We start from the raw sequence: 26,230 nt of genomic DNA, 5'->3' as shown, positions 1-26,230 counted from the left end.
ACGGAACGTCCACCTAGACTGGCCGCTGTGAGGGCGACCCAACGACCATCGGCGTCTGCCACGAACGACGCCGTGACGTGGGGACGCCTCTACTTCGCCGTCCAAGCCGCCGCCGGCACCGCCTGGTGGGTCGCGGTGTTCGCCCTTCCGGCCGTCCGCACCGCGACGCTGGGCGCGCTCGACTTCCGGATCGTCGCCGCACTGGACATCCCGTTCTTCGTGATCGCGTCGGCCCTGGTCGCGTGCGGTGTGCGGAAGGCCGTCTGGATCGCGGCACCGTGGACCGTGCTGGTCGCGATCGGAATGGTCGTGTATGCCACGGTGACGGCGACCGCGGGCTGGGGTGCCCTCCTGATGGTGGCGGCCGCGGCGGGATCGTCAGCGGCCGCGGTCATCCTCCTCCTGGGGCGCGTGCCCTCGGAATGGCTGCTCATCGGGCCGTTCCGGTTCCGTCCGGCGGCGGAGGCCAGTGCCAGGACGCTCGTGTCGAAGACCACGCTCCAGACCCTGGTCTTCTCGGGGACGTTCCTCGTGGCTCTGCCCGCGATCATCGCCGGTTTGGAGTGGCGCTGGGGACTGCATCTCGCCTTCCCCCCTGCCGTCCGCGTCGGCGGAGCCGTCCTGTTCGTCGCGGCGTTCGCGCTCTCGACCTGGTCCTCCACTGCGATGGCCGTGCAAGGGGCCGGCACGCCGTTGCCGTCGTCGACGCCGCGCCGGCTCGTGATCACGGGCCCGTACCGCTTCGTCCGCAATCCGATGGCGATCGGCGGGATCGCACAGGGCGTGGCGATCGGTCTGATGGTCGGCTCCTGGCTGGTGATCGTCTATGCGCTCAGCGGCTCCCTCGTGTGGAACGCGCTGGTCCGCCCGCTCGAGGAGGCCGACCTCGAGGAACGTTTCGGATCGGCGTTCCGCACCTACCGCGACCGGGTCTCCTGTTGGATCCCGCGACGACCGCTCATCGCGTCCGCGGGCTGAGCGGTACCGAAGCGCCGCCGACCGATCAGAAGTCCGCCCGCGAGGAGGAGCAACAGCCCGATCCCGGCGAACAGAGACGCGGAAGGCCCATCGAGACCCGTCGACGGCAAGCCACCGCCACCTCCCTGATCCGGATCCGGAGGCAGGACCGGATACACGTTCGTGATCGCGGCGATCTGCGAGAACGGCGGTTCCGCTCCCTCCGTGGCGGGCGTGGTGATCGTCACGGTCTGTCCGTCGTTGATCCGGGAATCCTCTCCGAACGCGCCGACAGCTCCGGTCTCGGAGACCTGACACACCGACCCGAGAGGAAGTCCGTCCAGACGCGTGCGCAGGTCGCTCGCGCTCGAGACGCTGAGGATGCCGTCGTCCGGCAGCACCAGCGGGACCCCGGCGACCGTGCACTCGACCAGGAACTCGAAGACATCCGGCGCGCGGTCGGCGTCACCGGCCACGACCTTCTGCACCGCGAGGTCGCCGTCCAACAGCGTCACCCCGGCCTGCACAGGGGCCACGGAGTACTCCCGCCCGCCCGCATCCGTCCCCACGGCGCCCATCTGGTTCCACGCGAAGCCGCCGGCGTCGGGAACGGTGATCGGAGCGAGGTCCGGGTACGCGGTCGACTCCGGGACGTTCTGCGTCTCGTAGTGCAGCGCGAGCACCTGACCCGGCGCGAACGCCCCCTGGGCGGTGCCCGTGAAGTCGATCGTGACCCGGATACCGGTGACCTCCTCCCACGCTCCCGTGTACGAGAGCACCGGCACCCAGGTGGCGGTGTTCTCACAGAGCAGATCACCGAACCACGCAGAGCTCGATCCGGTCCCCACGCACGGCGACGCGGACGTCGTGACATCGAGCGTCAGGGTCGCTCCGCTGGGGAGGACGTTCGCGGCGAGCGACTCCGGAAGGAGCACCGGGTCGAACGTGCTGTTGCGTGCGCCACCCGTCGCGAGCATCCGGTCGCCGATGCGCGGCAGGGGATCCACGATCGACACGGTCTCGAAGCCGACGGTCCCGCTGTTCACGACGGACAGCCGCCAGTCGTCGGTCGCGCCGACCGCCGTGTAGGCAGCGCACGGCGTGCGGGTGTATCCGTCGGGGTCCAGCGGGCAGGCCGCGTCGGGGTTGTTCAGGTTGACCTGACCGTCGACCAGATCACCGTAGATCTCACCCTTGACGTACTTGTACGCGGCGAGGGATCCGCCCGGCGACGGCTGCACGTAGTTGGTCGTGCCGCACTGATCGGGGTCCAGGTCGGGCACCGTGCCCTCGCCGTTCCCGGACGTGTTGGTGCACGCGGTGAGCTCTTCCTCGGTGGTCACGACGAACGTGTTCGTCGTGAAACCGTCGAGAGCGAGTCCCGGAGCGAGCACGAGGTTCACGGTGATCGTGAAGACCTCGCCGGGCGACATCCGGTTCCCGCCGTCCGGCCAGGTGAACGTCACGTTCTTCCCGGTGTCGTCGATCAACGCGGACACGTCGGTCGACAGCGTTCCACCTGCCGAGGTCTGGTAGATCGGAGGGGAGAAGTCCCAATCGAGGTACTCGGGGAGCGTGTCCTCGAGCTGGTCGATCGTGAGGAACCCGGTCCCGGTGTTCGTGAACTGCAGCGTCCACGGGAGGCTCGCGCCGATGGAGACGACGTGACTCGATCCGGGCTGCGACTTGACGACGTCGATCTGGTGCGTCCCGGGGTCGATCGCCAGTTCGGCGTCGGCGTCGGCATCTGCGTCGGCGAACAGCCCATCGAGCCTCTCGCTCACGACCGTCGCCGCGTTCGGCAATGCGGACGGAAGAACGAGCGCGGATCCGTCGCGCTGGGTCGCCAGCACGACGACGTCGAAGGCGAGCTGCGCGGTCCAGTCCTCCGGAGGGGCCGTTCGTGAGAAGACCTCGCCGGCGGCGTTGCGGAACACCGCCCGGAGACCGATGATCTGCGCCGGGTCCGTGCCCGCGGGGAGTGCCCCGGTCGCCGCGAAGGCCCCTTCCACCCAGGTGGCGCCCACGAGCGCATCGACCCGCACCTGATCGGCGCCGGCGGGCAGCACGGTGCTCAGCGCCGGGTCGGGCGCGAGCTGCACGCCGTTCCAGAAGTCCGCGTCGGCGTCCGTGATGGTCACCTGCTGGGTGGCCGCGGTCGACGCGCCATCCGTCGCCTCCAGCGTCACGGTGACGGGGTCGTCGAGCTCGGTCTCGAGGATCGCATCCGGATCGATGGTCTTCGCGAGGGTCGCGTCGAGCAGAGCGCTGACGAGGACCACCGTGTCGTTCGCTGTGTCGCTCGGAGTCGAGGCGTTGCCGGAAGGCGTCAGCACGGGGTCGTAGGACTGGGCGATGACGTCGTTGGCGACGGTGCCGGGCTCGACGAGCTGGTCCGCATCTGAGCGCTCGAACTGTCGCACCTTGGTGACGATCTCGATACCCAGATCCTCGCCGGCACGGATGCTGCCACCCTCGGTCGCCGGATCGATGCCGTGGAAGACGACGCTGACCCCGACCACCGTCGCGAGCGCATCCGTGGCGAGCGCTCCCGCGTCGGTGAGGGAGAGCGTGCGGGTGCTGAGCGTCCCGTTCGCCGCGCGGTCCCACAGGGTGACGGTCGAGGCGTCCGGGTCGACCTGGTCCGCCGGGTAGGTGAAGGAGAGCGACTGCACGTCGACCCGCTCGTACGGGTTGGTGTCCGGGTCGTAGTCCGCACCGTCGAACGGATCGTCCGCCCAGGCATCCGGTGCGCTCACACACTGGTCCGCCGCACCGGCGACACAGGGGATCGGATCGGTCACCCGCAGGTAGGAGGCGCGCGCCGTGCTGTCGTTCCTCGCCTCGATGTCGAAGGTCACGTTCGGATAGTTCGCGGGATCCACGTCAGCGGACTCCGGAATCGTCACCGTCGCGGGGGTGACCGTCTTGTCCACCGAGACGAGGGGAGGCTGGTCGATGAGGGTGATGTTGTCCTGCTCGATGTCGCTCCCGTTCCCCGCCGCCGACGTCCAGTCGCCGCGCAGGCTGTTCCAGACGATGCCGGGGTCGGGGTCGTTGAACGTCTCATCGGCGCTGACCCACCGGTCCGCCGTCGCGGTCTCGTCGCGGACGACGTTGCGCAGCTCCCAGGTGAGGAAGGTCGGCCGGTACTGCCCGACCGCCGACGTCGCCAGTCCGGAGCCGGGTTCGGGTCTCGTCGGATCCGTGCTCGCGGCCCGTGCGGCATCGTCCGGCTCATAGATCATCAGGACACCCGTGGTGCCGGCGGTCTGTTCCGGCGTGAGGGTGTAGCCGACGAACCCGTCCGCCCCCATCCAGGAGCCCCCGGGGGCGGCGATCGGGGTCCATGCACCGTCCACGAACAGCCAGACCTCGGTGATGTCATCCCACGCGAGCAGCGGGTCGTCCTCGAGGGTGACCGGATCGACGCTCAGCAGATCGAACGCCTGGAAGACGGTGCTCGCCGGCCCGGGCGGATCCGAGTCCGGGGTCGTGGCGGGATCGGTGAGCACGAGGGTGTCGATGCCCCTGGTCCCGGTCCGCCACTCGTTGCGCGTCGAGACGATCGCGCCGGACTGCGCATCGAGGAAGTCGACATCCGTCGTCTTGTCGCTCGTCTGGACCCACCGCTTGTTGGCGTCGATGCCCACGCCCTCGTCCGTGGCGGGGGTCTGGACGCCGATCGTGTCCTGATCGGTGACGACATCGCTGTCGATCCCGTCCGGAAGACCGTCGACCTCACCGTGGCTCTGCGCGCTGGCCTCGTTCTCGTAGACGGTGGGCACCTGTGCCGACTGTTCGTCCTCCGGGTCGTCCCGGGGGTCGGTGGGGCCGGATCCGTCGCGCAGATCGGTCCGCGCATCGAACACCAGGTTCGGCACGACGCTGAACCCCTGCGCGAACCCGTCGGGGTTGTCGAACGTGAAGCGGATGCCCGTGACATCCGAGGGCACGTCGGGTGGGGTGAGTGCGGCGGCGAACTCCGCGCGGCTCATCTGGAACGTCTCCGCAGTCGCGCCCGTGCTGACCGTGGCGAGAGTGACCCAGGAACCGTCCGGACGCTGGTACTCGACGGTGGCCGTGGTGTTCGGCGGAACCTGGGTCGGCGCGATCGCCACGATGTCGAAGGCGTTCCAGAAGTCGTCGGTCTGGTCGTCGCGCCAGGAGTCCTCGACGACGATCTGGGTCGAATCGACCTGTGCGACGCCGGTCTGGGTGGTCGCGGTCAGGCTGGCGACGACGCTGTTGCCCGGCTCGACCGCGCCTCCCGGTGTGATCTGCTTGTCGAGCGCGACGCCGATCTGGGGGTAGTAGACCCCGATGTCATCGGACGCCTCGCTGTCGGCGGTTCCCACGTCGTTCGTCGCCGTGACGTCGATCGTGTTCGTGCGCTGATGCGTCGGTGCCGCCTCACTGACGAGTGACAGCCCGGGCTCGATGGCGACATCGACGGTTGCCACGGTGGTCGCCGGGATCTGCCCCGTGAACTCGATCACGAAGCCGGTGACCGTGCCCGCGGGCGGTACCGGGGAGGAGCCGTCCGCGAAGGCGACCGGGGCCTGCGGAACTCCGTCGATGTACCAGGTGATCGTGCCGCCGGTGGCGCCTGCCGGATAGTCGATGCCGGAGGGGAAGCCGCCGAAGACCATGTCGGCGTCGAAGAAGCCCACGTCGGAGATCGTCAGGCTCTGCACGGGGCCGTTCGACGTGTTCGTCGCCGTCAGCTCGGCCGAGGCCTCTCCGCCCGCAGCGAGTTCGGCGGGGGTGATCGTCTTGCCCGCGAGAACATCGACGGTCAGCGGTCTGATCTCGTAGGGAGCCGTTGCGACATCGCTCTCCGTCGCGCCGCCGGGAGCGTTCACGGTGGAGGTGATGCTGTTGGTGACCGTGTCGCCGCCCGCCAGCGAACTGTCGTCGTTGCGATCCGTCTCGCGCTGTTCCACGACGAAGGCCGTCGAGGCGGCGGCGTCGGACTCGACCGTTCCCCCGGCGTACGTCAGCCGGATACCACCGACATCCGCCGGATCCGTCCCTGCCGGAAGAGCCGGGGTGGCGGCGGGCGTGCCCGGCTGCCAGCTCCAGGTCCCCGCGACCTCGTCGTACGTGTAGACGTCGACCTGCACCGTGGTGGCCGCAGGAGGCAGACTCGTCGCGCCGAATCCCTGGAAGTCGACGATGCGGAAGGGGTTGTCCGCGCCGAGCGTCGTCGCCCCGTCCACCGCGCTCGTGGGCTCCTGGATCACGAGCGAATCGGCCCCGACGTTCGACTGGTTCTGCGCACCCATCGTGATGGTCGAGGTCACGCCCGGGTCGAACTGCTGGGATTCGGGCAACCAGCTCTTGCTGGCTTCGACGCCGATGACCGTCTCGACCGTGACGACGGCGTCCGCACTGTCCTGGATGGTCGCCGGAACGTCTCCGGGACCGTTGTCCCAGTCCGCGGTCGCGGTATTGGTGACGGTGTCGCCGTTGTACGCCCAGTCGGCCGGAAGATCCAGGGGCGCGCGCAGCACAACGCTCAGCTTCAACGTCCCGCCCGCTTCGAGTCCGATCCCGCCGTCCACCGGCTGCTGGAAGACGACCTGGACCGTGCAGTCGTCGCTGACCTCGACCGGCACGCCGCCTTCTTCGACGCACCCGGTCGTCGTCGCGGTCAACGGGAGCGTGGAGGGCGTGTACGAGGAGCCGACGAACTGGAAGCCCGCGAACTCGGCGGGCAGCGTGTCCGTGAGAACGACGTTGAGGCAGTCCACGTCATCACAGACCAGGTCGACCGTGTAGGTGAACTCGTCGCCGGGTTGGAGACTGTCCTGCGTTTCCAGATCGTCGACGCGCTTGTCGATCCGCAGCGACGACTCCACGGCCTGCGCGGCGAGGGGAACGGCGAACCCGGCCCCGACGAGTCCGAAGATCGCGACGAGAGCGAGCAGGAGGCGGCGCAGTCGGTGTTCAACGGGTCGAGACGTCGTGGACATGGTGCTCGTTTCGTGGGGAAGCCGCAGGGCAACGAAGGCGTGCGTGTCGTCTGGAGTTTAGGAGCCGAGATGGTTCTCTACCAGGGGTTGTGGACGCTCTCTCACCCGCGCGGGGTGAGGACGACCACGACCTCTGGGATAGTGGCCTCACACGTGACGTTCCGCACTCCAGGAGGACCCATGACCCGCACATACGTCATCACCGGCGCGGCATCCGGCATCGGCGCCGCGACCGCAGAGTTGCTCCGCGCACAGGGACACACCGTGATCGGCGTCGATCTCGCGGGCGTCGAGGTGTCCGGCGACCTGTCGACCGCCGAGGGTCGCGCCACCGCGGCGGAGCATGTGATCTCTCTTGCAGGCGGCAGCATCGACGCGGTCATCGCCTGCGCCGGCATCTCCGCACCGATCGCGAAGACGGTGGCGATCAACTACTTCGGCGTCACCGAGTTCCTCACCGCACTCCTGCCGAAGCTGAGCCTCGCGGATCAGCCGCGCGCCGCGGTGGTGTCATCGATGGCATCGCTGCACCCGGTGTCGGCCGAACTCGTCGATGCGGCTCTGGCCGGCGACGAGTCCCTGGCGCTGACGATCGGCGACCGACTCGCAGCCACCCCCGAGACCGGCTACCTCAACTACTCCTCGAGCAAGCGCGCCCTCTCACGCTGGGTGCGCCGCGAATCCGTCTCGGCGGCCTGGGCCGGAGCCGGCATCCCGCTCAACGCCGTCGCCCCCGGCACGGTCACGACGCCCATGACCTCAGGCCTGCTCGCGAGCCCCGAGGGCCTCGCCCAGGTCGACGCCGCGGTGCCGATGCCGCTCAACTACCACCAGCCGGCTTCGTCGATCGCGGAGCTCCTGGTGTGGCTGACGAGCCCGGTCAACACGCACATGGCCGGACAGACGATCTACTGCGACGGCGGGGCTGATGCCGTCCTGCGTGGAGACGACATCTGGTCCTGGAACGACGCCCCGCGCGGGTGATGCGGCGGGCCGAGGCCGGCGAGCCCGGGACGGTCAGCGCCCGAGGTGAGTCCAGACGGTGCGGGTCTCCAGGTAGGACTCGAGATTGGCGTGACCCATGTCGCGGCCGTAGCCGGACATCTTGAATCCTCCGAAGGGCGCGGCAGCATCGGTGGCGCCGTACATGTTGATGTACACCGTGCCCGCCTGCAGGAGACCGGCGAGCCTGTTCGCCTTGGTGATGTCGCGCGTCCAGATACCCGCCGCTAGACCGTAGGGGGAGTCGTTCGCACGACGCGCGATCTCGTCGATGTCATCGAAGGGCTGTGCCACGACGACGGGACCGAAGATCTCTTCGCGCACGGCGGTGAAGGAGTCGTTCACATCGGTCAGCACCGTCGGGCGGATGTAGTACCCGCCGGGGATCGCCGCCTCGGGGAAAGCCGACCCTCCCGCCGCGACAGTCGCACCCTGCTCCAGAGCGCCGTCGATGAACCCGAGCACCCGTTCGTGCTGACGAGTGGAGATGACCGGCCCGATCTGCGCCGACGGGTCGAACCCGTGTCCGACGTTCATCGAGGAGGCGATGTCGGCAAGCCGTCCCACTACCTCGTCATAGGAGCGCTTCTGCACGTAGAGGCGGGAACCCGCGGCACACGCCTGCCCGGCATTGAAGAAGATGGCGCTGGCCGCGGCCGCTGCCGCCTCGTCGACGGGGCTGTCGTCGAAGACGATGTTCGGACTCTTGCCTCCGAGCTCGAGGGTGACCCGCTTCACCATCGGCGCCGCACGCTGTGCGATGCGGGTGCCGACCGCGGTGGAACCGGTGAAGGCCACCTTGTCGACGTCGGGGTGGTCGACGAGCGCCTCGCCGGCCTCGGCGCCGTATCCGGTGAGGATGTTCAGAACGCCCTTCGGCATGCCTGCTTCGAGGGCGAGCTGGCCGAGCCGGAGAAGAGACAGCGGCGTGTTCTCCGCAGGCTTCATGACGATGGTGCACCCTGCGGCGAGCGCGGGCGCGATCTTCCAGACCCCCATCAACAACGGGTAGTTCCATGGCACGATCTGCGCGACCACCCCGACCGGGACGCGCTCGGTGCGCACCATCGAATCCGGTACGGACACCGGGATCGTGTTGCCCTCGATCTTCGAGGGCCATCCGCCGAAGTACTCGAAGTGGTTGATCGCGAGCGGCAGGTCGACGGATGCAGCGGCGCTCTTGAGCTTTCCGCCGTCGAGCACCTCGAGCTCGACGAACTCGTCAGCGTGTTCCTCCAGCAACCGGGCGAGACGGAGGATGATCCGCCCGCGGTCGAGCGCGCTCATGCTCCGCCAGGGAGCATCGGGAGCGAACGCGCGGCGAGCGGCGCGGACCGCGCGGTCGGCATCCACCGCATCCGCCGCGGCCGAACGGGCGATGATCGCGCCGGTGCCCGGGTCGACGATGTCGATCGTACGACCGGAATGCGCCTCGACGAGTTCTCCGTCGATGAGCAGTCGTGGCGGCTGCGCCAAGAAGCGCTTGGTCGCCTCGCTGATGTCGGGGTCGATGCTGATGTGCGTGGGGACGGTCGTCATCGCGGTTCCTGTTCAGGCGTGGTGCAGGGCGGCGAGCGCCTCGGCGGGGAAGGCGGTCTTGGTATCGCCGAGGAGGAGGGCTCGGTAGGTCGCGGTGGCTGCCTCCTCGAGGTTGAGCGCGCGGCGGAAGGCCATGCTCACCGAGTCGCCGAGAGCGGAGCACCCGTGATGGCCCATGATGATGCAGTCATGATGGGCGGCCTGCTCCGCCGCCGAGTCGGCGAGCTCATCCGAACCGTTCGGGTAGTACGGCGTGGTTCCCACCGAGCGCACGTAGTACGCGTGGTCGAGGGTGATGAGGCGCACATCGTGCCCGAGAGCATCCAGGAGCACGGCGTGCTGCGGGTGCACATGCACGACGGCATTGACGTCGGCTCGCGCTGCGTAGCTGCGCTGGTGCAGCTTCCATTCGCTCGACGGGCTCGCGGAGCCGCTGATCACACGACCCGACAGGCTCATGACCGAGAAGTCCTCGGGCGTGAGCCTGTCGAGCCAGGTGCCGGAGCCGGTGACCACGAACGTGTCCTCATCGATACGCGCCGAGATGTTACCCCCCGAGGCGAGGGCGAGCCCCCGAGCGACGATGTCGACGCCGACGGCCGAGAGTTCTTCGATGAGTGATTCCACACGCGTGGTCATGGGTGACTCCTTGTCAGGGTGGGGGATTCAGGCGGTGACGGCGCTCGGGGCGGGGTTCGCCGCGACGACGTCGTCCGCTTCCTTGGGCGCCTTCAGCAGGAACGTCAGACCGAAGCCGACCAGGTAGAGCGCCGCGATGATCCACACCGTGCCCTCGATGCCGATGGGAGCGGCGAGGCCGGCGATGACCGGGCCGATGAACTGGCTGAGGCCGGCGCCCAGGTTCAGGATCGCGACGGCAGCGGCCTTGTTCTTCGGTGCGAGCAGCGGAACGATCGCCGACAGCGGCACGAACATGCCGAGCGCGAGGCCGTAGACGATGGCGATCGCGATCGTGACCCAGAAGTTGGGTCCGATCAGGGTGGGCACGTAGAACAACGCGAGCACCGTGACGAAACACCCGATGCCGCCGGCCCACGCCACGACGTTGACGCGGCCGATCCAGTCGGCGAGGTATCCGGAAAGCAGGTTCGCGGCGACGTTCGCGGCGAGCATGGTGCCCCAGATCATCTGCCACTGGGCGAGGTCGAACCCGACATCGCGGACCATGTAGGTCGTGAGGAACACGACGAATGCGTAGAACGAGAGCGTATTGATGATGCGGACCACTCCGCCGACACCCACCTTGGGGTTCGTGGCGACGATCGTCAGAGAACTGACGACGCCCTTCACACTGTTCGCGACGGTGACCTTCTTGGTGACGGGGTTGCGCAGCAGCACGAGCACCATCAGGCCGCCGACCGCAACGAACGCGAGTGCCATCCACAGCGTCGCGAGTTCGCCGATGAGCGGGATGACAGCTCCGGCGAAGTACGAGCTCAGTACGCCGAGCCCGAGCGTGGAGAAGAACCAGTACCAGCCGACCGCTCGGCCCATCACGTGCTCATCGGTGTCGATCGTGACCCAGACCAGGAACCCGTAGGCGAACATCGGATAGCCGAGGCCGCGGATTCCGAAGGCCAGCAGCATGATCTCGAAGTTGCCGCCCATCACGCCGAAGACGAGGAAGAGCACCTCGAAGACGACCCAGATGCCGAAACCGAGCATCATGACGCGCTTGGGCCCCCATGCTTCGGCGAGAGCACCGCTGAGCCAGGCCGCCACCGCCACGACGATTCCGTAGACAGACCACAGCAGAGCGATCTGACTGCCGTCGAAGCCGCGCTCGTCGAGGTACGGCGAGAGGAAGCCCGCCTCGATGCCGTCGCCGATCATGAAGATCGTCAGCGCGACGAAGCCCCAGGCGATCGGCCGCGAGATGCCCTGAGAGCTGAGGAGGCGCGCGAAGCGTCCTTCAGCGGGCGAGGTGGAGGTGGTCATGGGTGTCTCCTCGTTGAGCGCGTAGAGATTTCGGGTCATGGGTGTACATTTGTTCATAATCATGAACGATTGCCCATGGACATCTTGGGCATGAGTCGCAAGATTGTCAAGCAGAGTCGGACGGCCGCCGTCCCGAGCGCCATGGGAGGATGTTCAGCATGCTGATGGGTCGCGTGGCGCGGATGTACTACGAACTGGGGCTCACGCACCAGGAGATCGCCGACGCCCTCGGGCTATCGCGCGTCCGAGTGACGAGGCTGCTCGCCGAAGCCCGCGAGTCGGGCATGGTCGAGATCATCGTCCACGTCGAGGAGTCCCTCTTCGCCGCCGAGGAGCAGGCTCTGCTAAACCGCTTCGGGCTGCGGCAGGCCTGGATCGCCCCGAGTGTGGATGATCCCGCGAAGGCCTCTCGCGCAATGGCGACGGTCGGCGCCGAGGCCCTCGCGAGCGTCATCGAGAAGGACACCACGGTTGCCATGGGACTCTCCACGGCGGTCGCCGCGGTCGTCGATGCCTTCCCCGCCCGCCCGCTCGGAGCGCGCTTCGTGCCACTCACCGGTTCCAGCAGCGGCCTCGCGAACGGCGCCAACCCCCACGAGCTCACTTTGGAGCTGGCACGTCGAACCGACGGCTCCGCCTTCCACCTCCCGGCCCCACTCGTCGCCGCGACACCGCAGGCCGCGGAGAGCGCCTATGCCGACCCCGGAGTGCGTGACGTGCTCGCTCGAGCGGCTAAAGCGAGCACTCTGATCGTGGGCATCGGGAGCACGCAGGACAGCCGCGGCCTGCTCTACGGCTCATTGAGCGATGAAGAGCGCGCCGAACTTCACGTCGCCGGCGCAATCGGCGACATCGGCGGACGCTTCTTCGATGCCACCGGAGCAGCCGTCCGCGGCGAGCTCGACTCGCGCGTCGTCGGACTCGACCTCGATCACCTTCGTGCAATCCCGCACCGACTCGCGATCGCGTCGGGCGCGGCGAAGCTGGATGCCGTCCGGACCGCCCTCGCCAGCGGCATGGTGAACATGCTGGTGACCGACTCGAACACTGTCACGGCGCTCCTGGGCTGAGCGCCGAGGGGCGGACCGTGCATCGCGCGATCCGCCCTACCGCCCGGGCGCCTCAGCCGACGGCGGCGAGCGCTTTCTCGTTCGCCGTACCGGGCACGCGCTGGCCGTTGAGCCAACCCCGCAGAGCTGCCGCAGCGATGCGCGAATGCTCGACGATGACGTCGTCCGAGGCACCCGCGATGTGCGGCGTCATCGTGACGTTGCTCAAGGTGAACAGCTCATGGTCGCGCGGGAGCGGCTCCTGGTAGAAGACGTCGAAGCCGGCACCCGCGATGCGACCCTCACGGAGGACGGTCATCAGCGCCTGCTCGTCGATGATCGCGGCGCGACCGGCGTTGATCAGGTAGGCGTCAGGTCGGAGGAGGGCGAGCTCGCGCTCGCCGAGCAAACCCTCAGTCTCGGGCATCAGCGGCACGTGCACCGTCACGATGTCCGACGTCGAGAGCACTTCATCCAGAGGCACCACACTGGCTTCGTCCCCGAACGCGTCCGGCGCGAGGAAGGGATCGTAGACCTTGACCGTCATGCCGAAGCCGCGAGCGCGGGCGACCATGCGGCGACCGACGGCCCCACCGCCGAGCACGCCCAGAGTGCGCCCATCGAGTCCGATCGAGCGGAAGATCTCGTAAGGTTCGAAGACGTCGGCCTCGGTCCAGTTTCCGGCACGCAACCAGCGCTCCGACTCGCTCACCTTGCGGACGGTGGCGAGCAGCAGCGCGAAACTCAGATCCGCTGTGACGCCGGCGTTGCGCCCGGGGGTGGTGAAGACGGGGATGCCGCGGGCGGTGCACGCGTCGAGGTCGACGTTCGCCGGTTTGGCGCGGCACGAGACCACGGCCTTGAGCTCGGGAGCCTTCGCGAGGGCGGCCTCGTCGACGACATCGAGCTCGGCGATCACGACATCCGCCTCGGCGAGTGCGTCATCGACGCCGCGGGCGGCGAGCGATCCACCGTCCATCGTGGGGTCGATCAACGTGACGTCGAAGGCGACAGCGAGGGATTCGGCGACGGCGGCGTCGAACGGAGCGGTGATGAGCACCTTCGGGCGGGGCTGTTCAGTCATGTGTCTTCTTTCAGGGGGTGATCAGTGGATCGGGGATCCCGACGAGGCTGCCGACCCGGCGTGTTCGCGCAGTTGACGCAGGCCTGGCCAGTGCGGACGCAGAGCGTCTCGAGTCGTGATGAACAGCGTGTAGGCCTCTTCGTAGAGCGCTACTCGCAGGGGATCGGGCCGGAAGGTCGTGGTCGATGGCCGCAGACGCTGCGCCGCATCGCGAAGGTCATCGGCGAGGGCGACCGCGGCCATCGCGATCATGGCGACCCCACGCGCTCCGACCTCGGGCTCGTCCTGGCGCACGATGTCGCGAGCGGTCACATCCGCGAGAATGGCGCAGAGCAGATCGGATTCGGAGCCTCCGCCGCAGACGAGCAGAGGTCCTTCGATACCCAGGGCTTCCGCGGACTCGCGCAGGCTGAAGGCGAGGCCTTCATACACACTGCGAAGCAGCTGCGCAGCCGTCGTGGTCACGCTCATCCCGAGCCACGACGCGGAGGCGTCGGGCGCGAAGAAGGGAGCGCGTTCGCCGCTCGGAGCACCGTATGGGAGGTAGAGCACGCCACCGCTGCCCGGCGGGACCGCGACAGCCTGCTTCTCCACGACGACCCAGTCCTCGTCGCCGAGGCCGAGTGTCGCGCGCACCCAGTCGAGATTGGGCGTGCCGGTCATCGGCGCCATCGACTCCAGCACCTGGGCTCCGCGACCGGTGGCGAGCACGATGCTCGAATCGCTGCGCACCTCCGCGCGCGAGGCGTGATTGATCCCCACGAGACCTGTCGTGCCGAGGATGGCGTAGCCACGGCCGTCATCGAGCACGCCCAGCCCCACGCCGGCGGCGGCCGTGTCGACCATTCCGACCACGACCGGAAGACCTTCGGGCAATCCAAGCGCAGCGGCGACGCGTGGTTCGACCGTGCCGGCGATGCTCTGAGGGTCGAGCACCTCCGGCAGGTGGTCGCGGATGCTCTCGTGTCCCAGGGCGACGAAGAGCTCGTCGGAGTATGCTCCCGTAGCGGTGTCGAGGTAGGTGCGCGATGCCTCGCTGGGATCAGTCGCACGACGCCCGGTGAGCTTGAAGCGCAGCCAATCTTTGCAGTTCAGCTGGGTGGCGATCCGGTCGCGAAGGGCCGGATCGGCGGACAGGAGTTCGTCCAAGAGTATCGGCAGCGCTCCGGCGAAGAGGGGAGATCCGGTCGCGGCGTGCACGGCCGCCGCGCGACCGTCGTCCAGCCAGTCGTCGAGTCGGGCGTGGGCGCGTCCGTCGAGCCAGAGCGCGGCGGGAGCAGCTGGACGCCCATCAGCCTCGACGAGCCAGGCGCCGTCTCCCTGTCCGGTGACGCCGAGCGCGACGATCTCCGCGTCGCCGATCTCATCGACGACCGCGGCGATGGTGCTGGTGGCCGCATTCCAGATCGCGGCCATGTCTGCTTCCGCACTTCCGTCGTCGGCACGGTGGACGTGAACGCTCGAACGCGAGACGCTCGCTATACGGCCATCGAGATCGAACGCGACGGTCTTCACGGATGTCGTTCCAGCATCGACGCCGAGGATGATGCGAGTGCGGCTCTGCACACTGAACTCCGAACAATGGTGCGGACAGATGATCGAATGTTCAGTATAGCTCGAGGCCCCTCGAGTGCAATATCGACTTCGGGACTTCCCGATCGACGTGAGGATGAGAGGCTCGAACGGGGCGACCCCGACCAGGAGGATGACCATGACCCGCGAACTCGTCGACACCGGATTCATCACCCCCGACCGCGTCCTCGTCGATCCTGCGTCGGCGACACGAGGTGACTGTGGGTGAAGTGAAGATCGAAGTGGTCGATCCGCAGGACGACGCTCGACTCCTCCGATGGAACGCTCTCCTGCGCGAAGGCTACGCGAGCGGCCGTCGGCACGTGTGGTCCCGCAGCGACGATGCGACGCGGCTGCAGTTCCAGAACCCGCATCCGACCCGCCGATCGGTGCTGTTGCTCGCAGACATCGACGGGGTCGCGGTCGGCGCGGCCGAAGCGCACGTGCACCCCGGCGATCCCGCCGAGGTCGAGATCGCTGTCCGCGATGATCACCGGCGGCGCGGGATCGGCAGGGCACTGCTCCGCGCCGTGAGGGAAGCGCTGCGATCCTCGGCCACGGTGATCCGCGCCGAGACGTATTCCGATGACGGAGTCTCGTTTGCCCTGTCCGCTGGGCTGACGGTCGGCAGCCGCGAGAGCCGGCAGATCGTCAGCCTTCCGATATCCGAAGGAACGCTTGCCGACCAGGACGAACATCCTGACGACATCGACATCCACTCGTGGTCCGGGCCCTGTCCCGATGAGTTGCTCGAAGGGTGGGCGCGACTTCGATCACGCATGTCGGCCGAGGTGCCGATGGGCACTCTCACCCGCTCGACGATGCGCCCTGATGTCCAAGCCGTCCGCCGCAACGAGCAACGTATGTCCGAACAGGGATACATCCTGGTGCGGAGTCTGGCGCGTGCGGGCGAGGAATCCGTCGGGTACACGGAGATCCTGCTCTCCCGCTCTGATCCCGAGATCGTGCATCAGGACGACACCTTTGTCGAAGAGCGGGTGCGCGGTCGCGGCGTCGGACGCGCGCTGAAAGTCGCCAATGCCCGTCTGCTCATGAGCCTTCCGGAGAGCACCGGGGCACGGATCCTGCAGACCTACACCGAGCCGACGAACACACCGATGCTCACGCTCAATCGCTCCTTCGGCTTCGAGGAGGCGGATGTACTGACCGCGCTCGAGGGCCCGCTCGCCTGAGCGTGATGTCGATTCCGGGACCTCTGCAACCTGCTGACGTTCCGTGGGCTGCGGGGATCTGGAACGTGTACGCCAGACCGCGGTGACCTCTAGCGCCAGAACGAAGCACCGTACCCCGTCAAGGCGACGAGGAAGAGCAATGCCGCCAGCGTGAACAGAACACGGCGAGCAGCTGCGTTCCGGGCCAGAAGCGTCACGACCAGCGACAGAACGACGACGGCCGGCAGGAGGAACCCGAGTGTCGTGACGACCGTGAGCAGCCCGGATCCCGACGAATCGTGGATGGCGCTCACCGCCAGCACGACCGCTGCGCCGATGAGGATCGCCCCCACGTCACCGAGCAGAATGACCCCGACGCGACGCGAAAATCGCGTGATCAGCCCACCCAATGCTCGTATGCCTGCTCCGGCAGCGAACGCGGACATAGCCGCAGTCGCTGCCGACGAGTAGGCGGTCAACGGGGCCCCGGCCGCCGCCCAGCTGACGAGGCTGATCACGCCCGCAAAGACGGCGACGGTCGCCCCCGCGGTGAGAACATGCTCCGCATTCGAGAGCTGTGGATGTGGCCGGGGTTCACTCACGCTCATCAAACACGGCCCTCATTCCCCTCTGCCACCATCAACTTGCTCCGGAGCCAGAGACCAAGACTCGCGCCAAGACGATGCACCCGATGCTGACCGCGACCGCGACGAGAACGAGCACCGTCGTCAGCCGTAGTACGGCCCGACGCCTCCGTTCCGCGTTCCGCCACGAGACGAGGCCGCCGACGAAAACCATCACGAGCGGAACCACAGCGGCGATGAACGCTGCCAGGAGCCCTGCCACTTGTGCGTCCGTCTCCACCCCGATTCCTGCGAAACCGAAGTACAACCATGCGACGGGCAACGTCAACACGCCCAGCACACCCGCGCTAACGGTGATAACGGCATGGCTTTTCGACGTGCGAGGCTGCGACGCGCTGAGCAAGGTACCTGCCGCCGCGAGCGCGAACCCGACAATGTATGGCCACGCCACCAACGGGTTGATCCCGGAAAGCGCAAGAGACGCTGTTCCGCCGAGCACGAGGTGCACAGAGACAAGGATGCACCCGAGGAGCGCCGCGGTGGGGGCGGCCTCCGAGACCATGGTCCCGCTTCCGCGGAGGTGTTCAGGTGAGGAGTCCATCATCGGCGTCCTCTCTGTCACTGGTCCGCCAATCGTCTCAGCGCATCCGAGAAGCCTAGCGGCGGTAGCGCCACAGTGAACTGGTGGGACTTCCCCAACACCCCTTCCGCTGCTTTCTCAACTTTCGGCGCAACCATTCCCAGTTGGTGATGCACGGGCAAGTTCCCTGCCACTCAGAGCCATCGTTCCAGGTACCCAATGCTCCTCCCGCAGGCACTCAACGGGTCGAGATTCATCCGTGAACGGCACTACTGCCCCATAGCGTGTGGCCACCGGGCCACTGCGCCAGCAACGATGGTGCTCGGGGACGTGTGGGGGATCGAGTGGGCCATCGCCACGTCTTGCGTCCTCTATGGGATCGTCGTCGCGCTCGCGCACATCGGCCCCATGCGAGTTCACACGAAAGCGTCTGAGAGGGTTGGGGCATCATGAGTGACGTTCGCGCAATGCTGGCCTGCCTGGCTAACGAGGAAGTTGCCCGCTTGTTCGCCTCGCTCGTGCTCGCCAATGGACCAGAGCAAAGCCTCTCTCCCGCTCGCAAGGAGAAGGCCATGAAATCGCTCGTACAGAGCGGTCTCATCACTACTGATGATTCCGCTGCAGGCCGACTGAACGTCGTCGAGATCCGGGCGGCACTAGCAGCGCTACGAAGCGCAACGTCAGACGGCGCCTCGCCGTGGCTCGATGAGAACGGGCGCATCAAGCGGTTTCCTCGTCGCCCCGCCGAGCGAGCAGAGTTCCTCGAGGAAATCGGAGTACAGGCGGTCCGAGCTCACGAGCGAATCTCGGAATCCGAGCTGAACGACCGGCTTGCCTCGCTCACCGACGACATCCCGACATTGCGGCGATACCTCGTCGTGCACGGTGTTCTGGATCGCAGCGTTGATGGCTCAAGCTATTGGCGGGCAGCCACGGCCGAGCGCGGTGAGTCTGGCTCGTCCGACCGCCGCGGCGTTTGAGGTGGGCGTGGGGGGGGAGACTTCATCCAACTAACTGTGCCGAGGACGGCAACGAGCTCGCCAGGGGAACCGAAACGCCTGGTCAACCCGCACATAACGAAACCGGCCCGGTTCCTAAATGGAACCGGTCCGGTTTCGCAATCGGATCCGTCTAGTTTCCTAAACACACCCACTGTGCGCGAGGGGGGACTTGAACTGACCTCGACCCCCTCGCACCGCGAATCTCGATACGGCGTTCCGCCGCATAGAATCAACGATCTACGGCATGTGCCCTGTGGATAACTCCACCGCGATACCCCGACTTACAGGTTGATTAGCACTTTCGTTAGCACTTTTCGAGACTGCGGTAACGGCCAGAGTCACAGGGCTCCGCGAGCGCGCCCAGCTCACGATCGCGCTCGGGACGTCACCGCGGTCCCTAACTCAGGGAAGTGAGCACCGGGCTTCGCTGACCCTCGCACGCCGGCCGGCGTATTATCTCGACATATGGAGCGATTGTCTCGACTGACGCCGGCCACGATTGACGTGTTGAAGATGCTCGTAGCGGCTGAAGGCCCTGTGTGGGGGCTTCAGATCGTCAAGACGACGGGTCGGCCGAGTGGCAGCGTCTACCCGATCCTCGATCGCCTCGAATCTTTGGGCTGGGTCTCCAGCGCGTGGGAAGACGACACCTCCCGGCAGGGCCCGAGGCGTCGCTACTACCAGCTTCAGCAGGAAGCGCGAGCGCTAGCACTCGCGGCGGTAGCCACTCTCGAGACCAAGCAGGCGGCTGAGCGCTCACCACGAGTGCGGCCCGCCGGGCTGGCAGGAGCGTAAAGGCATGCACGCGGGGCGGCGTGCGGCGCGAGCTACGGTGCGGATAGCTGCGGCGTTCCTTCCCCGCCCCGAGAGCCGGATCATGGCCGAGATGTGGGCTGCCGACCTGGACCATGCTGACGAGCTCAGCGTGGACTCCGGCGACATCGCTCGCGGCGCGGTTGCCTTCGTGGTTCGCCGGGGCCCATCCGCATGGTGTCGAAGGCGATGGGTGAGAACCACGCTCATTACCGTCGGCCTGCTGGTATCGACGACCTTCATTCCCCCGTGGTTCCTCATACCTGTCGCGGCTCTGGGGTTGCTCGTGTGGCTGATCGCCGCACCCACGGACGAGTCGCAAGAAGGTCCGAGAATCTCCCGCCACTTGCCCTAGCTAGATATGTAGAGATAGCCTCGATCCGAATCCCGGAACGATTGGCGGACGACATGCGCGAGACGCAGCAGCGGCAACGGTGGGCTCCACTGATCTTCGCGGCGATCGTCCTGATAGCCCTGGCGATGTTCCCGGCGTGGATCACGGTTCCCGCTGCCGCCGGGCTGGCCGTACTCTACTTGATGTTTTCCCCAGTGAGGGTGGCGTCGGCGAGCCGATCGTGAGACTTCCGCCACTGTTTCCTTGCTATACCTATATATGTAGATCTAGTCTGCGGGTACGCCTCGCGTTGGAGGCTCAGGGATCACAGACGGGAGAACGAACGTGAAGAACAGACGAGTAGCGGTCCTCGCGGCCGCAGTGCTGGGAGTGCTGGCAATATCGCAGGCAACGGCCGCGAACGCGGAGGACAGCGAAAGCCTCGATGCCCTGCTGGCGCGGGTGGCCCCGGAGGTGCGCGAGAACCTGTATGACGGCGCATCTGCGGCGCGCGGTGCGCAAGCGGTCACGCCGGCAACGGTTCCGACGACGGGAGCGGAGCCGGTCACCACTCACGGTGAGGACACGAGCGTGTCGATCTGGCTTCCCACGACGGCGGCCGTTGCGGAGGACTCCGTGGGCGGCGAAGGCGTGCGGCTCTTCGAGCACGGCAACGGTGCGACCAGTGTTCCGCTGGTGAAGGACGACGGATCGGTGCAGATCCTCACCCTCATCGACGATGCCGCGGCGCCGGAGAGCTACAGCTACAGCATCGACGTCGCGGAGGGCGCGACACTCGCCGTCGACGAGGATGGCGCGGTGCACATCACCAGCGCGGACGGGGAGTTCGTCGGCGGCGTCGCTCCCGCGTGGGCGGTCGACGCCAGCGGCGCACCTGTCCCGACCAGCTACCGGGTGGACGGGACAACGCTGACGCAGCTGATCGACCACGACGGCGGGCAGTATGCCTATCCGATTGTCGCGGACCCGTGGCTCGGCCAGGACCTCTACTACCAGCCCACGGTCACCTTCCCCTCCGGCGGCTACAAGATAAACGTCACGCCGCGAGCGTGGGGACAGACCTGGGCCGGCCCGGCCACCTGGTTCGCGCACGTCGACGAGGTGAAATCGAAGCTCGGCGGCAACGCATGGCGATGGACGAACACCATCCAGGAGCAGTTCTACTGCCACATCGCAGGGCTCCCAGCCTCGCTCCCCCAGTACAACCTCGAATCCTGGCGGCCGCTTGTGGGCTGGGCACAGTCTCTCGCCCAGTATCGCTGCAACCCCTACGACGGCGCCTGGTCGTAACCACCAGTGCGGGGTCGGTTCCAGACCGGCCCCGCACGGACACCTAAGAAGGAGAACCCTATGACGACTCAGCTAGCAACGGCACAGACCGCCCGCATCCGGGCGCTCATCGCCGTGGGGGTGGCTCTCGTCACCGCAGGGCTCTACTCGATCGTGACCCTGCTCTATTCCGTCTTCGCCCGCTACATGTACGTAGAAGAACTCGACCTCGGGCTCGACGAGAACACCGTGTTCCTTCTCACCCGCATCACGCCTACCGACCGCGGCATCCTCATCCTCGGCGGCATCCTCGCCCTCCTCGGAGTCGCGGCGCTCATCGCTGCCGCCGTCCGCGGTCGCTACCGCCGCCGCTCGGGCTTCGTCCCGGCATAACAGCGAGGGGGCCGCCGATCCAGACATATTCACTCCGACACCTGACAGCATTCATCAACGCATGCAAGGAGTTATGTGATGTCACCACTTCGCCGGTCCACCAGGACCATCGCGGCCACGATCGCTGCATTCGCGGTGGTCGTCGGACTCGCCATCGGCGGTCCTGCCCACGCTACCGAGGTAGCACCCCCACCCGTAGATGATTCGTCCCTCACCGACCCCGCCCCGCCGATCGACACGTCGCTACCTGGTGTCGCAGAACGGATTGCTGAGATCGAAGCGAACGGCGGCGAAATCCTCGGCGGCTCTTCCGTCCAGTACGTCGAGGAGGGAACAAGCGACGACGCCGTGGCCGCACGTGCGTTCCCGTCTGGCTGCGGCCTGACGGTTCTCATCTACAAGCAGACGACACAGATCGTCTCCGACAACCTCACGAGCTGTCTCGCCCCGTTCGTGAGCGCAGCGATGTCCTCGACGATCGGGTTCCTCGCCTGGGGTCACTACAACAACTTCGTGGCCAGCCGATCAGCGCAGCGCACCGGCGGTTCGAGCCTCGCGCTGGAGTACGCGTACAACTGCTACGACAACGTCGATCGGACCATCTTCCGCACCGTGACCAACGGCACCCTCGTCAGAGGCGGCACGACGTACACCGCGGCCGCATACGACATCGTCGACACCCCCAACTGCGGAACCTCGTAACACCACACCGCGGCACTACGGGGTGGGCCTGGTTACGACCGGGCCCACCCCTCGATCATATCCAGGCACTTTCGGTACGTGGCGTCGTCGGAGTCCATGAGTAGATCGAGAAGATGAAGAACCTCGTACTGATGCTGCTCGGTCCCAGCGCTCGGGAACTCGTCGCCATACCTGACCCATGAGGCATCGTCGCGAAGACGTACGAGGACGTTTCCCAAGAACACAGCCGCGGCATCTTCGATTCCATCGGCTCGAATCGCGTCGCTCTGGGCCCGCACAAGGTCACCGAAACGTTCGACACTGGAAGCTAGATGAGTTGAGCCCACTCCGAGACCAAGACAGAACTTGGTGAATGGCTCGTACCCCAGCAAGTGACGGACCAGGACAGAACGACTCTCAGCATCAGCACGATACGCGGCACGCCCACGCGGGATCACGCGAACGCTGGACACCGGATAGCCCAGGTCGGGGAACAGCTGTTCGTCGTTCATGGCCTTCCTTCCCTGGACGCGTCGCATCAGCAATTCCATGGTGTCACATAGCGGAAGCACCACCCCCGCGCGCTTGCCGACAGGTAGTCGCCCCGCTACATCGACCGCAGCGCAACCAAGCCGACAGCTCGCAGCTCCAGAACGATCTCCCCACGACCTTGAGCGTCAGCGAAGTGAAGTCCTTTTCGGCTCTTTCTTCTGAATGAACGTATGCTACCGTGATAGATACCATAGATTCCATACTAGAAATCGTAGATGGTGAGTCTCATGCATGGCGGTGTGATCCTGTTCCGCGGAACCGGGGCCGATGCGCGCCGCTATGTCGAGGCCGACCGCTGCCGTGCGGATGACTACTACCTCGGCGCTGACACGGACGTGGCGGCGTTTACGGCGCTCGACGGTGACGGGAACGTGACCGCAGCTCTGGGTCTTGACCCCGAGGCGTATGCGGGCTGGGTGGACTGGACGAACCCGCTCACCGGGGAATCGATGGGTAGGCCTCGTATGCCGGGCGAGGGGCGGCAGGGGTCGCCCCGGTTCGCGGAGATGGTCGTGAACGCCCCGAAGTCGCTGTCGATCGCCGCTGCACTTCACCCCAAAGTCTCCGACGCTCTCGACCAGGCCCAGCAGGACGCCGTGAGCGAGATTCAACGGTGGCTCGCTCAGCACTCCGTGACCCGTGTCGGGTCGCGCGGCAAGCAGGAAGTTGTGCCCGTCTCGCAGTTGCAGACGGTGGCGGTGTCGCACCGCACGAGCCGGGCGGGTGATCCGCACCGGCATATCCACTTCCAGATCGGCACCCGCGTTTGGGCGGCCGGGAAGTGGCGGGCGCTGGACACCGCGGCGCTGTTCCGGCAGCAGGGTGCGATCCGTGCCCTCGGCACTGCCGTCATCGCCGCGCACCCGGAACTTGCGGAGACGCTGGATCGGCACGGCCTGACCCTTGATCCGGTGTCGGGTGAGGTGGTCGAGCTCGAGCGGTTCAACGGCGTGATGAGCAAGCGCGGCGAGCAAGTACGCAGGCACCTTGAGCGGCTCGAAGCGGAGTGGGAGGCGGCGCATCCGGGCGAGGCGATGGGGCCGGTCGTCTCCGCGCGTCTCGCGGCGAAAGCGTGGGCGTACGAGCGGCCCGCGAAGAAGCCAACGACCCTCAGCGAAGAACAGGCGTGGGTAACCGAGTTGCGGGAGGCCGGCTACGACCCGGCCACGTTGCGCCGGCCCGCGCGTCGTGCGCCGGCATCGCTCGATGACCTCTCCGTGCAGACCGTTGCAAACCGGGCGCTGGATCGGTGCGCCGCCGGTAGTTCGGCGTGGACGCGGCACACGGTGCAGGAGCACACGACCCGGATCATGACCGAGTACGGCGTGCAGGCGGCACCGGCCGATATACGCGAGTTCGTGCAGGTTGCAACATCGTTGGCGATGGAGGATTGCTTCTCGATCCTCCCGCACGGCGCGCCCACCCCGGAGCATGTGGCGCATCTCACGTCGCTCAGGGTGGTGCAGGCGGAGACGGAGCTGCGCGACCTCATCGCCGCGCGCATCCCGCAGCAAGACCCTGGGCACCCGGACGTGCGTAAGGCGGCGCGCAGGCGGGGCCTGGACGCCGGGCAGGCCCACGCCGCCGCAGCGGTCGCATCGACTGACTCACTCGTGGTTGTAGAAGGTGCAGCAGGGAGCGGGAAGACGACCATGCTGCGCACGGCCATCGACGTTGCAGCCCAGCACGGCAGAGCATCGCGGGTGGTCGCACCGACGTTGCGCGCCGCGCAGGTTGCGCACGACGAACTCGACGTGCCCGCAACATCGGTTGCGGCGCTCGTGCACGCACACGGCTGGCGATGGAACAGCGACGGCGTATGGACGCGCCTCGCGCCGGGCGACACCGACGCCGAAACCGGACGCACCTACACAGGAGTGCCCGAGGCCTCGCGGCTTGCGCGGGGTGAGCGGGTGATCGTGGACGAGGCCGGGATGCTCGACCAAGACACCGCAATCGCGTTGCTCACCATCACCGCAGAGGCGGGCGCGACCATCGCGCTCGTCGGGGATCGCGCACAGCTCGCCGCGGTCGGACGCGGCGGAGTGCTCGATATGGCGGCACAGCTCAGGGGCCGCACCTCCGACATGGCGGAAGTGCACCGCTTCACCGATCCCGCCTATGCCGAGGTCACGGTGCGGATGCGCGACGGGCGCGACCCCGGCGAGGTCTTCGACCAGCTCACCGCGGTCGGCCTCGTGCGCCTCCACGCGAGCGACGAGGACGTGCGCGAGCACATCGCCAAGCAACGCCGGGAGGGAGAGGCGGTCACGGTCACCTCCAACGACGAGGCTCGCGCCGCGAACGCGCGTATCCGTGAGGAACGAGTGGTGCGCAGTGAGGTCGACGACCACCGCACCGCGACCGGCAGCGACGGCCTCCTCATCGGGGCCGGAGACGTGATCCAGACGCGCAAGAACAACACCAGCATCGGTGTCGCAAACCGGCAGAACTGGATCGTGCAACACGTCGAGCAAGACGGAGCATTGCGGGTGCGCGAGGCCGGGAACGGACGGAAGCGGCAGCGCACCGTACGCCTGCCCGCCGAGTATGTGACCGAGCACGCGCACCTGTCGTACGCGGCAACCGCCTACGGAGTGCAGGGTGCCACCGTTACCGGGTCGCACACGATCCTCACCGATACGACCAGCGCCGCAGGCGTGTATGTCGGCATGACCCGCGGCCGGGAGCAGAACCTGTTGCACGTCGTCGCCGAGAGCCAGGAGCAGGCGCGGAAACAGTTCGTCGCGGCGATGGAACGCGGCCGCGCCGACCGCGGCCTCACCGACGCGACCGAACGCGCAGCAGAGGCCGTGCGGGGGCTTGTGGAGGATGGGCCGGTACGTCTCGTACAGACCGAGCGGGCACGCCTCACCCAGGTCATCGAACGAGCAGAGCAGCACGCGGCACTGTTCGAGGACGCCACCGCGCGGTTCGCCGCACAGAAACAAGCGCAGCACGTCGAAGCCGAGGAGCACGCCGCGCGTGTGACCCACGCGAAGGAGACTGCCGAGCACACCCGCCAGACTGTCACTGCCGAGGTGAAGACGCGGGCGCGCGCGGACGGACAAGAACTCGTGGAAGCTCGGGCGCATCTTCACACCGCTCGCGATGAAGCGAGGGCGGCGAGGTTCGGGCGCAGGCGTGCCGCCGTCCGGAACATCGACGCCGCGGCGGAGACGGTAAAGAAGATCGAGCAGCGCGTCACCCAGACTTGGGGAGCCGTACCGTCTCTCTTGCTTCCCCTCACCGAGTGGGCGCAGACCATCGCGACGGAACATGCCGACACCCACCCCGAGGTGCGGGCGACTGAACAGGCCCTCAGCGAGGCGGAGGCCGTGAAGCAGCAGACCGCCCAGCGGCAGGTGGTCGAACGGGAGCGCCTCACCGTCCAGGTCTACGGGGCGGAGCAGGCGCGGCAGATGCGGGGCACGTTCCGCATCCCCAACCCGAGAGCAGACGCCGAACACGCCAGGAAGCGCGCCGCCGAAGCGCGGCGCATCATCGCTGAGCTGGATGCACGCCCGGTCGCGGAGGCCGCCGAATGGCTCACCCAGCGGCGCGAGCAGCAACGAGCCGAGCACGAGGCGCTGCAAGCCCGTCAGGAAGCCCTCACACGCCGTACCGTTGGGCTGACGAGGACCGGCCCGGATCAGGACAGGGGAAGACCAGGGCTCAGCCTGTGACGAG

General features: G+C 67.3%; 19 protein-coding genes. 10 read left to right on the top strand and 9 right to left on the bottom strand.

The genetic code is table 11. From position 1 onward, the window contains the following. The first annotated feature begins 27 nt into the window (after positions 1 to 27). Positions 28 to 978: a methyltransferase family protein gene (locus FGL91_RS05085; RefSeq protein ID WP_227991898.1), complete on the top strand. Its 951-nt coding sequence runs from the start codon at positions 28 to 30 to the stop codon at positions 976 to 978. Here the strand turns inward: FGL91_RS05085 and FGL91_RS05080 are convergent. Continuing rightward, on the bottom strand, positions 918 to 6,935 hold the full coding sequence (locus FGL91_RS05080; protein ID WP_153243256.1) for a DUF5979 domain-containing protein: 6,018 nt from the start codon (positions 6,933 to 6,935) through the stop codon (positions 918 to 920). The two genes, FGL91_RS05085 and FGL91_RS05080, sit on opposite strands and share 61 nt — an antisense overlap. 180 nt (positions 6,936 to 7,115) lie before the next feature. Here FGL91_RS05080 and FGL91_RS05075 point away from each other — a divergent pair, with 180 nt between their 5' ends. Then, entirely contained in the window at positions 7,116 to 7,919 is an 804-nt protein-coding gene (locus tag FGL91_RS05075) for an SDR family oxidoreductase (protein ID WP_153243255.1), read from the top strand. Positions 7,920 to 7,952: 33 nt separating this feature from the next. Here the strand turns inward: FGL91_RS05075 and FGL91_RS05070 are convergent, their stop codons facing one another. The 3 genes from FGL91_RS05070 to FGL91_RS05060 are packed head-to-tail and all read right to left on the bottom strand — an operon-like array spanning position 7,953 to position 11,435. Beyond that, a complete protein-coding gene (locus tag FGL91_RS05070) occupies positions 7,953 to 9,476 on the bottom strand; it encodes an aldehyde dehydrogenase family protein (RefSeq protein ID WP_153243254.1) in 1,524 nt (507 codons plus the stop codon). A gap of 12 nt (positions 9,477 to 9,488) precedes the next feature. After that, on the bottom strand, positions 9,489 to 10,115 hold the full coding sequence (locus FGL91_RS05065) for a class II aldolase/adducin family protein (protein WP_153243253.1): 627 nt from the start codon (positions 10,113 to 10,115) through the stop codon (positions 9,489 to 9,491). Between the two features lie 27 nt (positions 10,116 to 10,142). Continuing rightward, positions 10,143 to 11,435, bottom strand: coding sequence for an MFS transporter (locus FGL91_RS05060; protein ID WP_153243252.1), 1,293 nt, complete (start codon positions 11,433 to 11,435; stop codon positions 10,143 to 10,145). 158 nt (positions 11,436 to 11,593) lie between these two features. Between FGL91_RS05060 and FGL91_RS05055 the strand changes: the two genes are divergently transcribed. Continuing rightward, positions 11,594 to 12,505 (top strand): sugar-binding transcriptional regulator, encoded by a 912-nt coding sequence (locus tag FGL91_RS05055; protein WP_194239316.1) that lies wholly within the window; start codon positions 11,594 to 11,596, stop codon positions 12,503 to 12,505. A gap of 52 nt (positions 12,506 to 12,557) precedes the next feature. On the opposite strand, the gene FGL91_RS05050 is transcribed toward FGL91_RS05055, so the two are convergent. Next, positions 12,558 to 13,568 carry an NAD(P)-dependent oxidoreductase gene (locus tag FGL91_RS05050; RefSeq protein WP_153243250.1) on the bottom strand — a complete coding sequence of 337 codons (1,011 nt, stop codon included), beginning with the start codon at positions 13,566 to 13,568 and terminating at the stop codon, positions 12,558 to 12,560. A 21-nt stretch (positions 13,569 to 13,589) separates the two neighbouring features. Then, complete coding sequence (locus FGL91_RS05045) at positions 13,590 to 15,134, bottom strand: FGGY family carbohydrate kinase (protein ID WP_227991897.1); 1,545 nt, start codon at positions 15,132 to 15,134, stop codon at positions 13,590 to 13,592. A gap of 236 nt (positions 15,135 to 15,370) precedes the next feature. Here FGL91_RS05045 and FGL91_RS05040 point away from each other — a divergent pair, with 236 nt between their 5' ends. Continuing rightward, entirely contained in the window at positions 15,371 to 16,333 is a 963-nt protein-coding gene (locus FGL91_RS05040; RefSeq protein WP_153243248.1) for a GNAT family N-acetyltransferase, read from the top strand. An 89-nt stretch (positions 16,334 to 16,422) separates the two neighbouring features. Here FGL91_RS05040 and FGL91_RS05035 read toward each other — a convergent pair whose 3' ends face one another. Continuing rightward, positions 16,423 to 16,914, bottom strand: coding sequence for a hypothetical protein (locus FGL91_RS05035; protein WP_153243247.1), 492 nt, complete (start codon positions 16,912 to 16,914; stop codon positions 16,423 to 16,425). A gap of 37 nt (positions 16,915 to 16,951) precedes the next feature. Next, positions 16,952 to 17,500: a hypothetical protein gene (locus FGL91_RS05030; RefSeq protein ID WP_153243246.1), complete on the bottom strand. Its 549-nt coding sequence runs from the start codon at positions 17,498 to 17,500 to the stop codon at positions 16,952 to 16,954. Between the two features lie 425 nt (positions 17,501 to 17,925). Here FGL91_RS05030 and FGL91_RS05025 point away from each other — a divergent pair, with 425 nt between their 5' ends. From FGL91_RS05025 to FGL91_RS05005, 5 genes are all read left to right on the top strand, one after another. Next, complete coding sequence (locus FGL91_RS05025; RefSeq protein ID WP_153243245.1) at positions 17,926 to 18,456, top strand: DUF2087 domain-containing protein; 531 nt, start codon at positions 17,926 to 17,928, stop codon at positions 18,454 to 18,456. 486 nt (positions 18,457 to 18,942) lie between these two features. Beyond that, positions 18,943 to 19,272 (top strand): PadR family transcriptional regulator, encoded by a 330-nt coding sequence (locus FGL91_RS05020; protein WP_153243244.1) that lies wholly within the window; start codon positions 18,943 to 18,945, stop codon positions 19,270 to 19,272. A 697-nt stretch (positions 19,273 to 19,969) separates the two neighbouring features. Next, complete coding sequence (locus tag FGL91_RS05015; RefSeq protein WP_153243243.1) at positions 19,970 to 20,935, top strand: DUF2599 domain-containing protein; 966 nt, start codon at positions 19,970 to 19,972, stop codon at positions 20,933 to 20,935. 60 nt (positions 20,936 to 20,995) lie between these two features. Beyond that, positions 20,996 to 21,307 carry a hypothetical protein gene (locus FGL91_RS05010; RefSeq protein WP_153243242.1) on the top strand — a complete coding sequence of 104 codons (312 nt, stop codon included), beginning with the start codon at positions 20,996 to 20,998 and terminating at the stop codon, positions 21,305 to 21,307. A gap of 78 nt (positions 21,308 to 21,385) precedes the next feature. Beyond that, positions 21,386 to 22,009 carry a hypothetical protein gene (locus FGL91_RS05005; RefSeq protein ID WP_153243241.1) on the top strand — a complete coding sequence of 208 codons (624 nt, stop codon included), beginning with the start codon at positions 21,386 to 21,388 and terminating at the stop codon, positions 22,007 to 22,009. A 32-nt stretch (positions 22,010 to 22,041) separates the two neighbouring features. Here FGL91_RS05005 and FGL91_RS05000 read toward each other — a convergent pair whose 3' ends face one another. After that, positions 22,042 to 22,500, bottom strand: coding sequence for a hypothetical protein (locus tag FGL91_RS05000; protein ID WP_153243240.1), 459 nt, complete (start codon positions 22,498 to 22,500; stop codon positions 22,042 to 22,044). Positions 22,501 to 22,755: 255 nt separating this feature from the next. Between FGL91_RS05000 and mobF the strand changes: the two genes are divergently transcribed. Then, positions 22,756 to 26,226, top strand: coding sequence for a MobF family relaxase (gene mobF / locus FGL91_RS04995; RefSeq protein WP_227991891.1), 3,471 nt, complete (start codon positions 22,756 to 22,758; stop codon positions 26,224 to 26,226). The last annotated feature ends 4 nt before the right edge of the window (positions 26,227 to 26,230 follow it).

Origin of the sequence: Microbacterium sp. CBA3102, from assembly GCF_007954505.1 — a bacterium.
GTDB classification, from domain to species: Bacteria; Actinomycetota; Actinomycetes; order Actinomycetales; family Microbacteriaceae; genus Microbacterium; species Microbacterium aurugineum.
Note: the sequence above shows the minus strand (reverse complement) of the source record. Positions and strands in the feature narration are given on the sequence as shown.

What these genes read in the sequence shown, in the direction of transcription:
- FGL91_RS05080 (WP_153243256.1), bottom strand. Translation starts at nt 6,935, where the DNA reads ATGTCCACGACGTCTCGACCCGTTGAACACCGACTGCGCCGCCTCCTG.
- FGL91_RS05075 (WP_153243255.1), top strand. Translation starts at nt 7,116, where the DNA reads ATGACCCGCACATACGTCATCACCGGCGCGGCATCCGGCATCGGCGCC.
- FGL91_RS05070 (WP_153243254.1), bottom strand. Translation starts at nt 9,476, where the DNA reads ATGACGACCGTCCCCACGCACATCAGCATCGACCCCGACATCAGCGAG.
- FGL91_RS05065 (WP_153243253.1), bottom strand. Translation starts at nt 10,115, where the DNA reads ATGACCACGCGTGTGGAATCACTCATCGAAGAACTCTCGGCCGTCGGC.
- FGL91_RS05060 (WP_153243252.1), bottom strand. Translation starts at nt 11,435, where the DNA reads ATGACCACCTCCACCTCGCCCGCTGAAGGACGCTTCGCGCGCCTCCTC.
- FGL91_RS05055 (WP_194239316.1), top strand. Translation starts at nt 11,594, where the DNA reads ATGCTGATGGGTCGCGTGGCGCGGATGTACTACGAACTGGGGCTCACG.
- FGL91_RS05050 (WP_153243250.1), bottom strand. Translation starts at nt 13,568, where the DNA reads ATGACTGAACAGCCCCGCCCGAAGGTGCTCATCACCGCTCCGTTCGAC.
- FGL91_RS05030 (WP_153243246.1), bottom strand. Translation starts at nt 17,500, where the DNA reads ATGATGGACTCCTCACCTGAACACCTCCGCGGAAGCGGGACCATGGTC.
- FGL91_RS05025 (WP_153243245.1), top strand. Translation starts at nt 17,926, where the DNA reads ATGAGTGACGTTCGCGCAATGCTGGCCTGCCTGGCTAACGAGGAAGTT.
- FGL91_RS05020 (WP_153243244.1), top strand. Translation starts at nt 18,943, where the DNA reads ATGGAGCGATTGTCTCGACTGACGCCGGCCACGATTGACGTGTTGAAG.
- FGL91_RS05010 (WP_153243242.1), top strand. Translation starts at nt 20,996, where the DNA reads ATGACGACTCAGCTAGCAACGGCACAGACCGCCCGCATCCGGGCGCTC.
- FGL91_RS05005 (WP_153243241.1), top strand. Translation starts at nt 21,386, where the DNA reads ATGTCACCACTTCGCCGGTCCACCAGGACCATCGCGGCCACGATCGCT.
- FGL91_RS05000 (WP_153243240.1), bottom strand. Translation starts at nt 22,500, where the DNA reads ATGAACGACGAACAGCTGTTCCCCGACCTGGGCTATCCGGTGTCCAGC.
- mobF (WP_227991891.1), top strand. Translation starts at nt 22,756, where the DNA reads ATGGTGAGTCTCATGCATGGCGGTGTGATCCTGTTCCGCGGAACCGGG.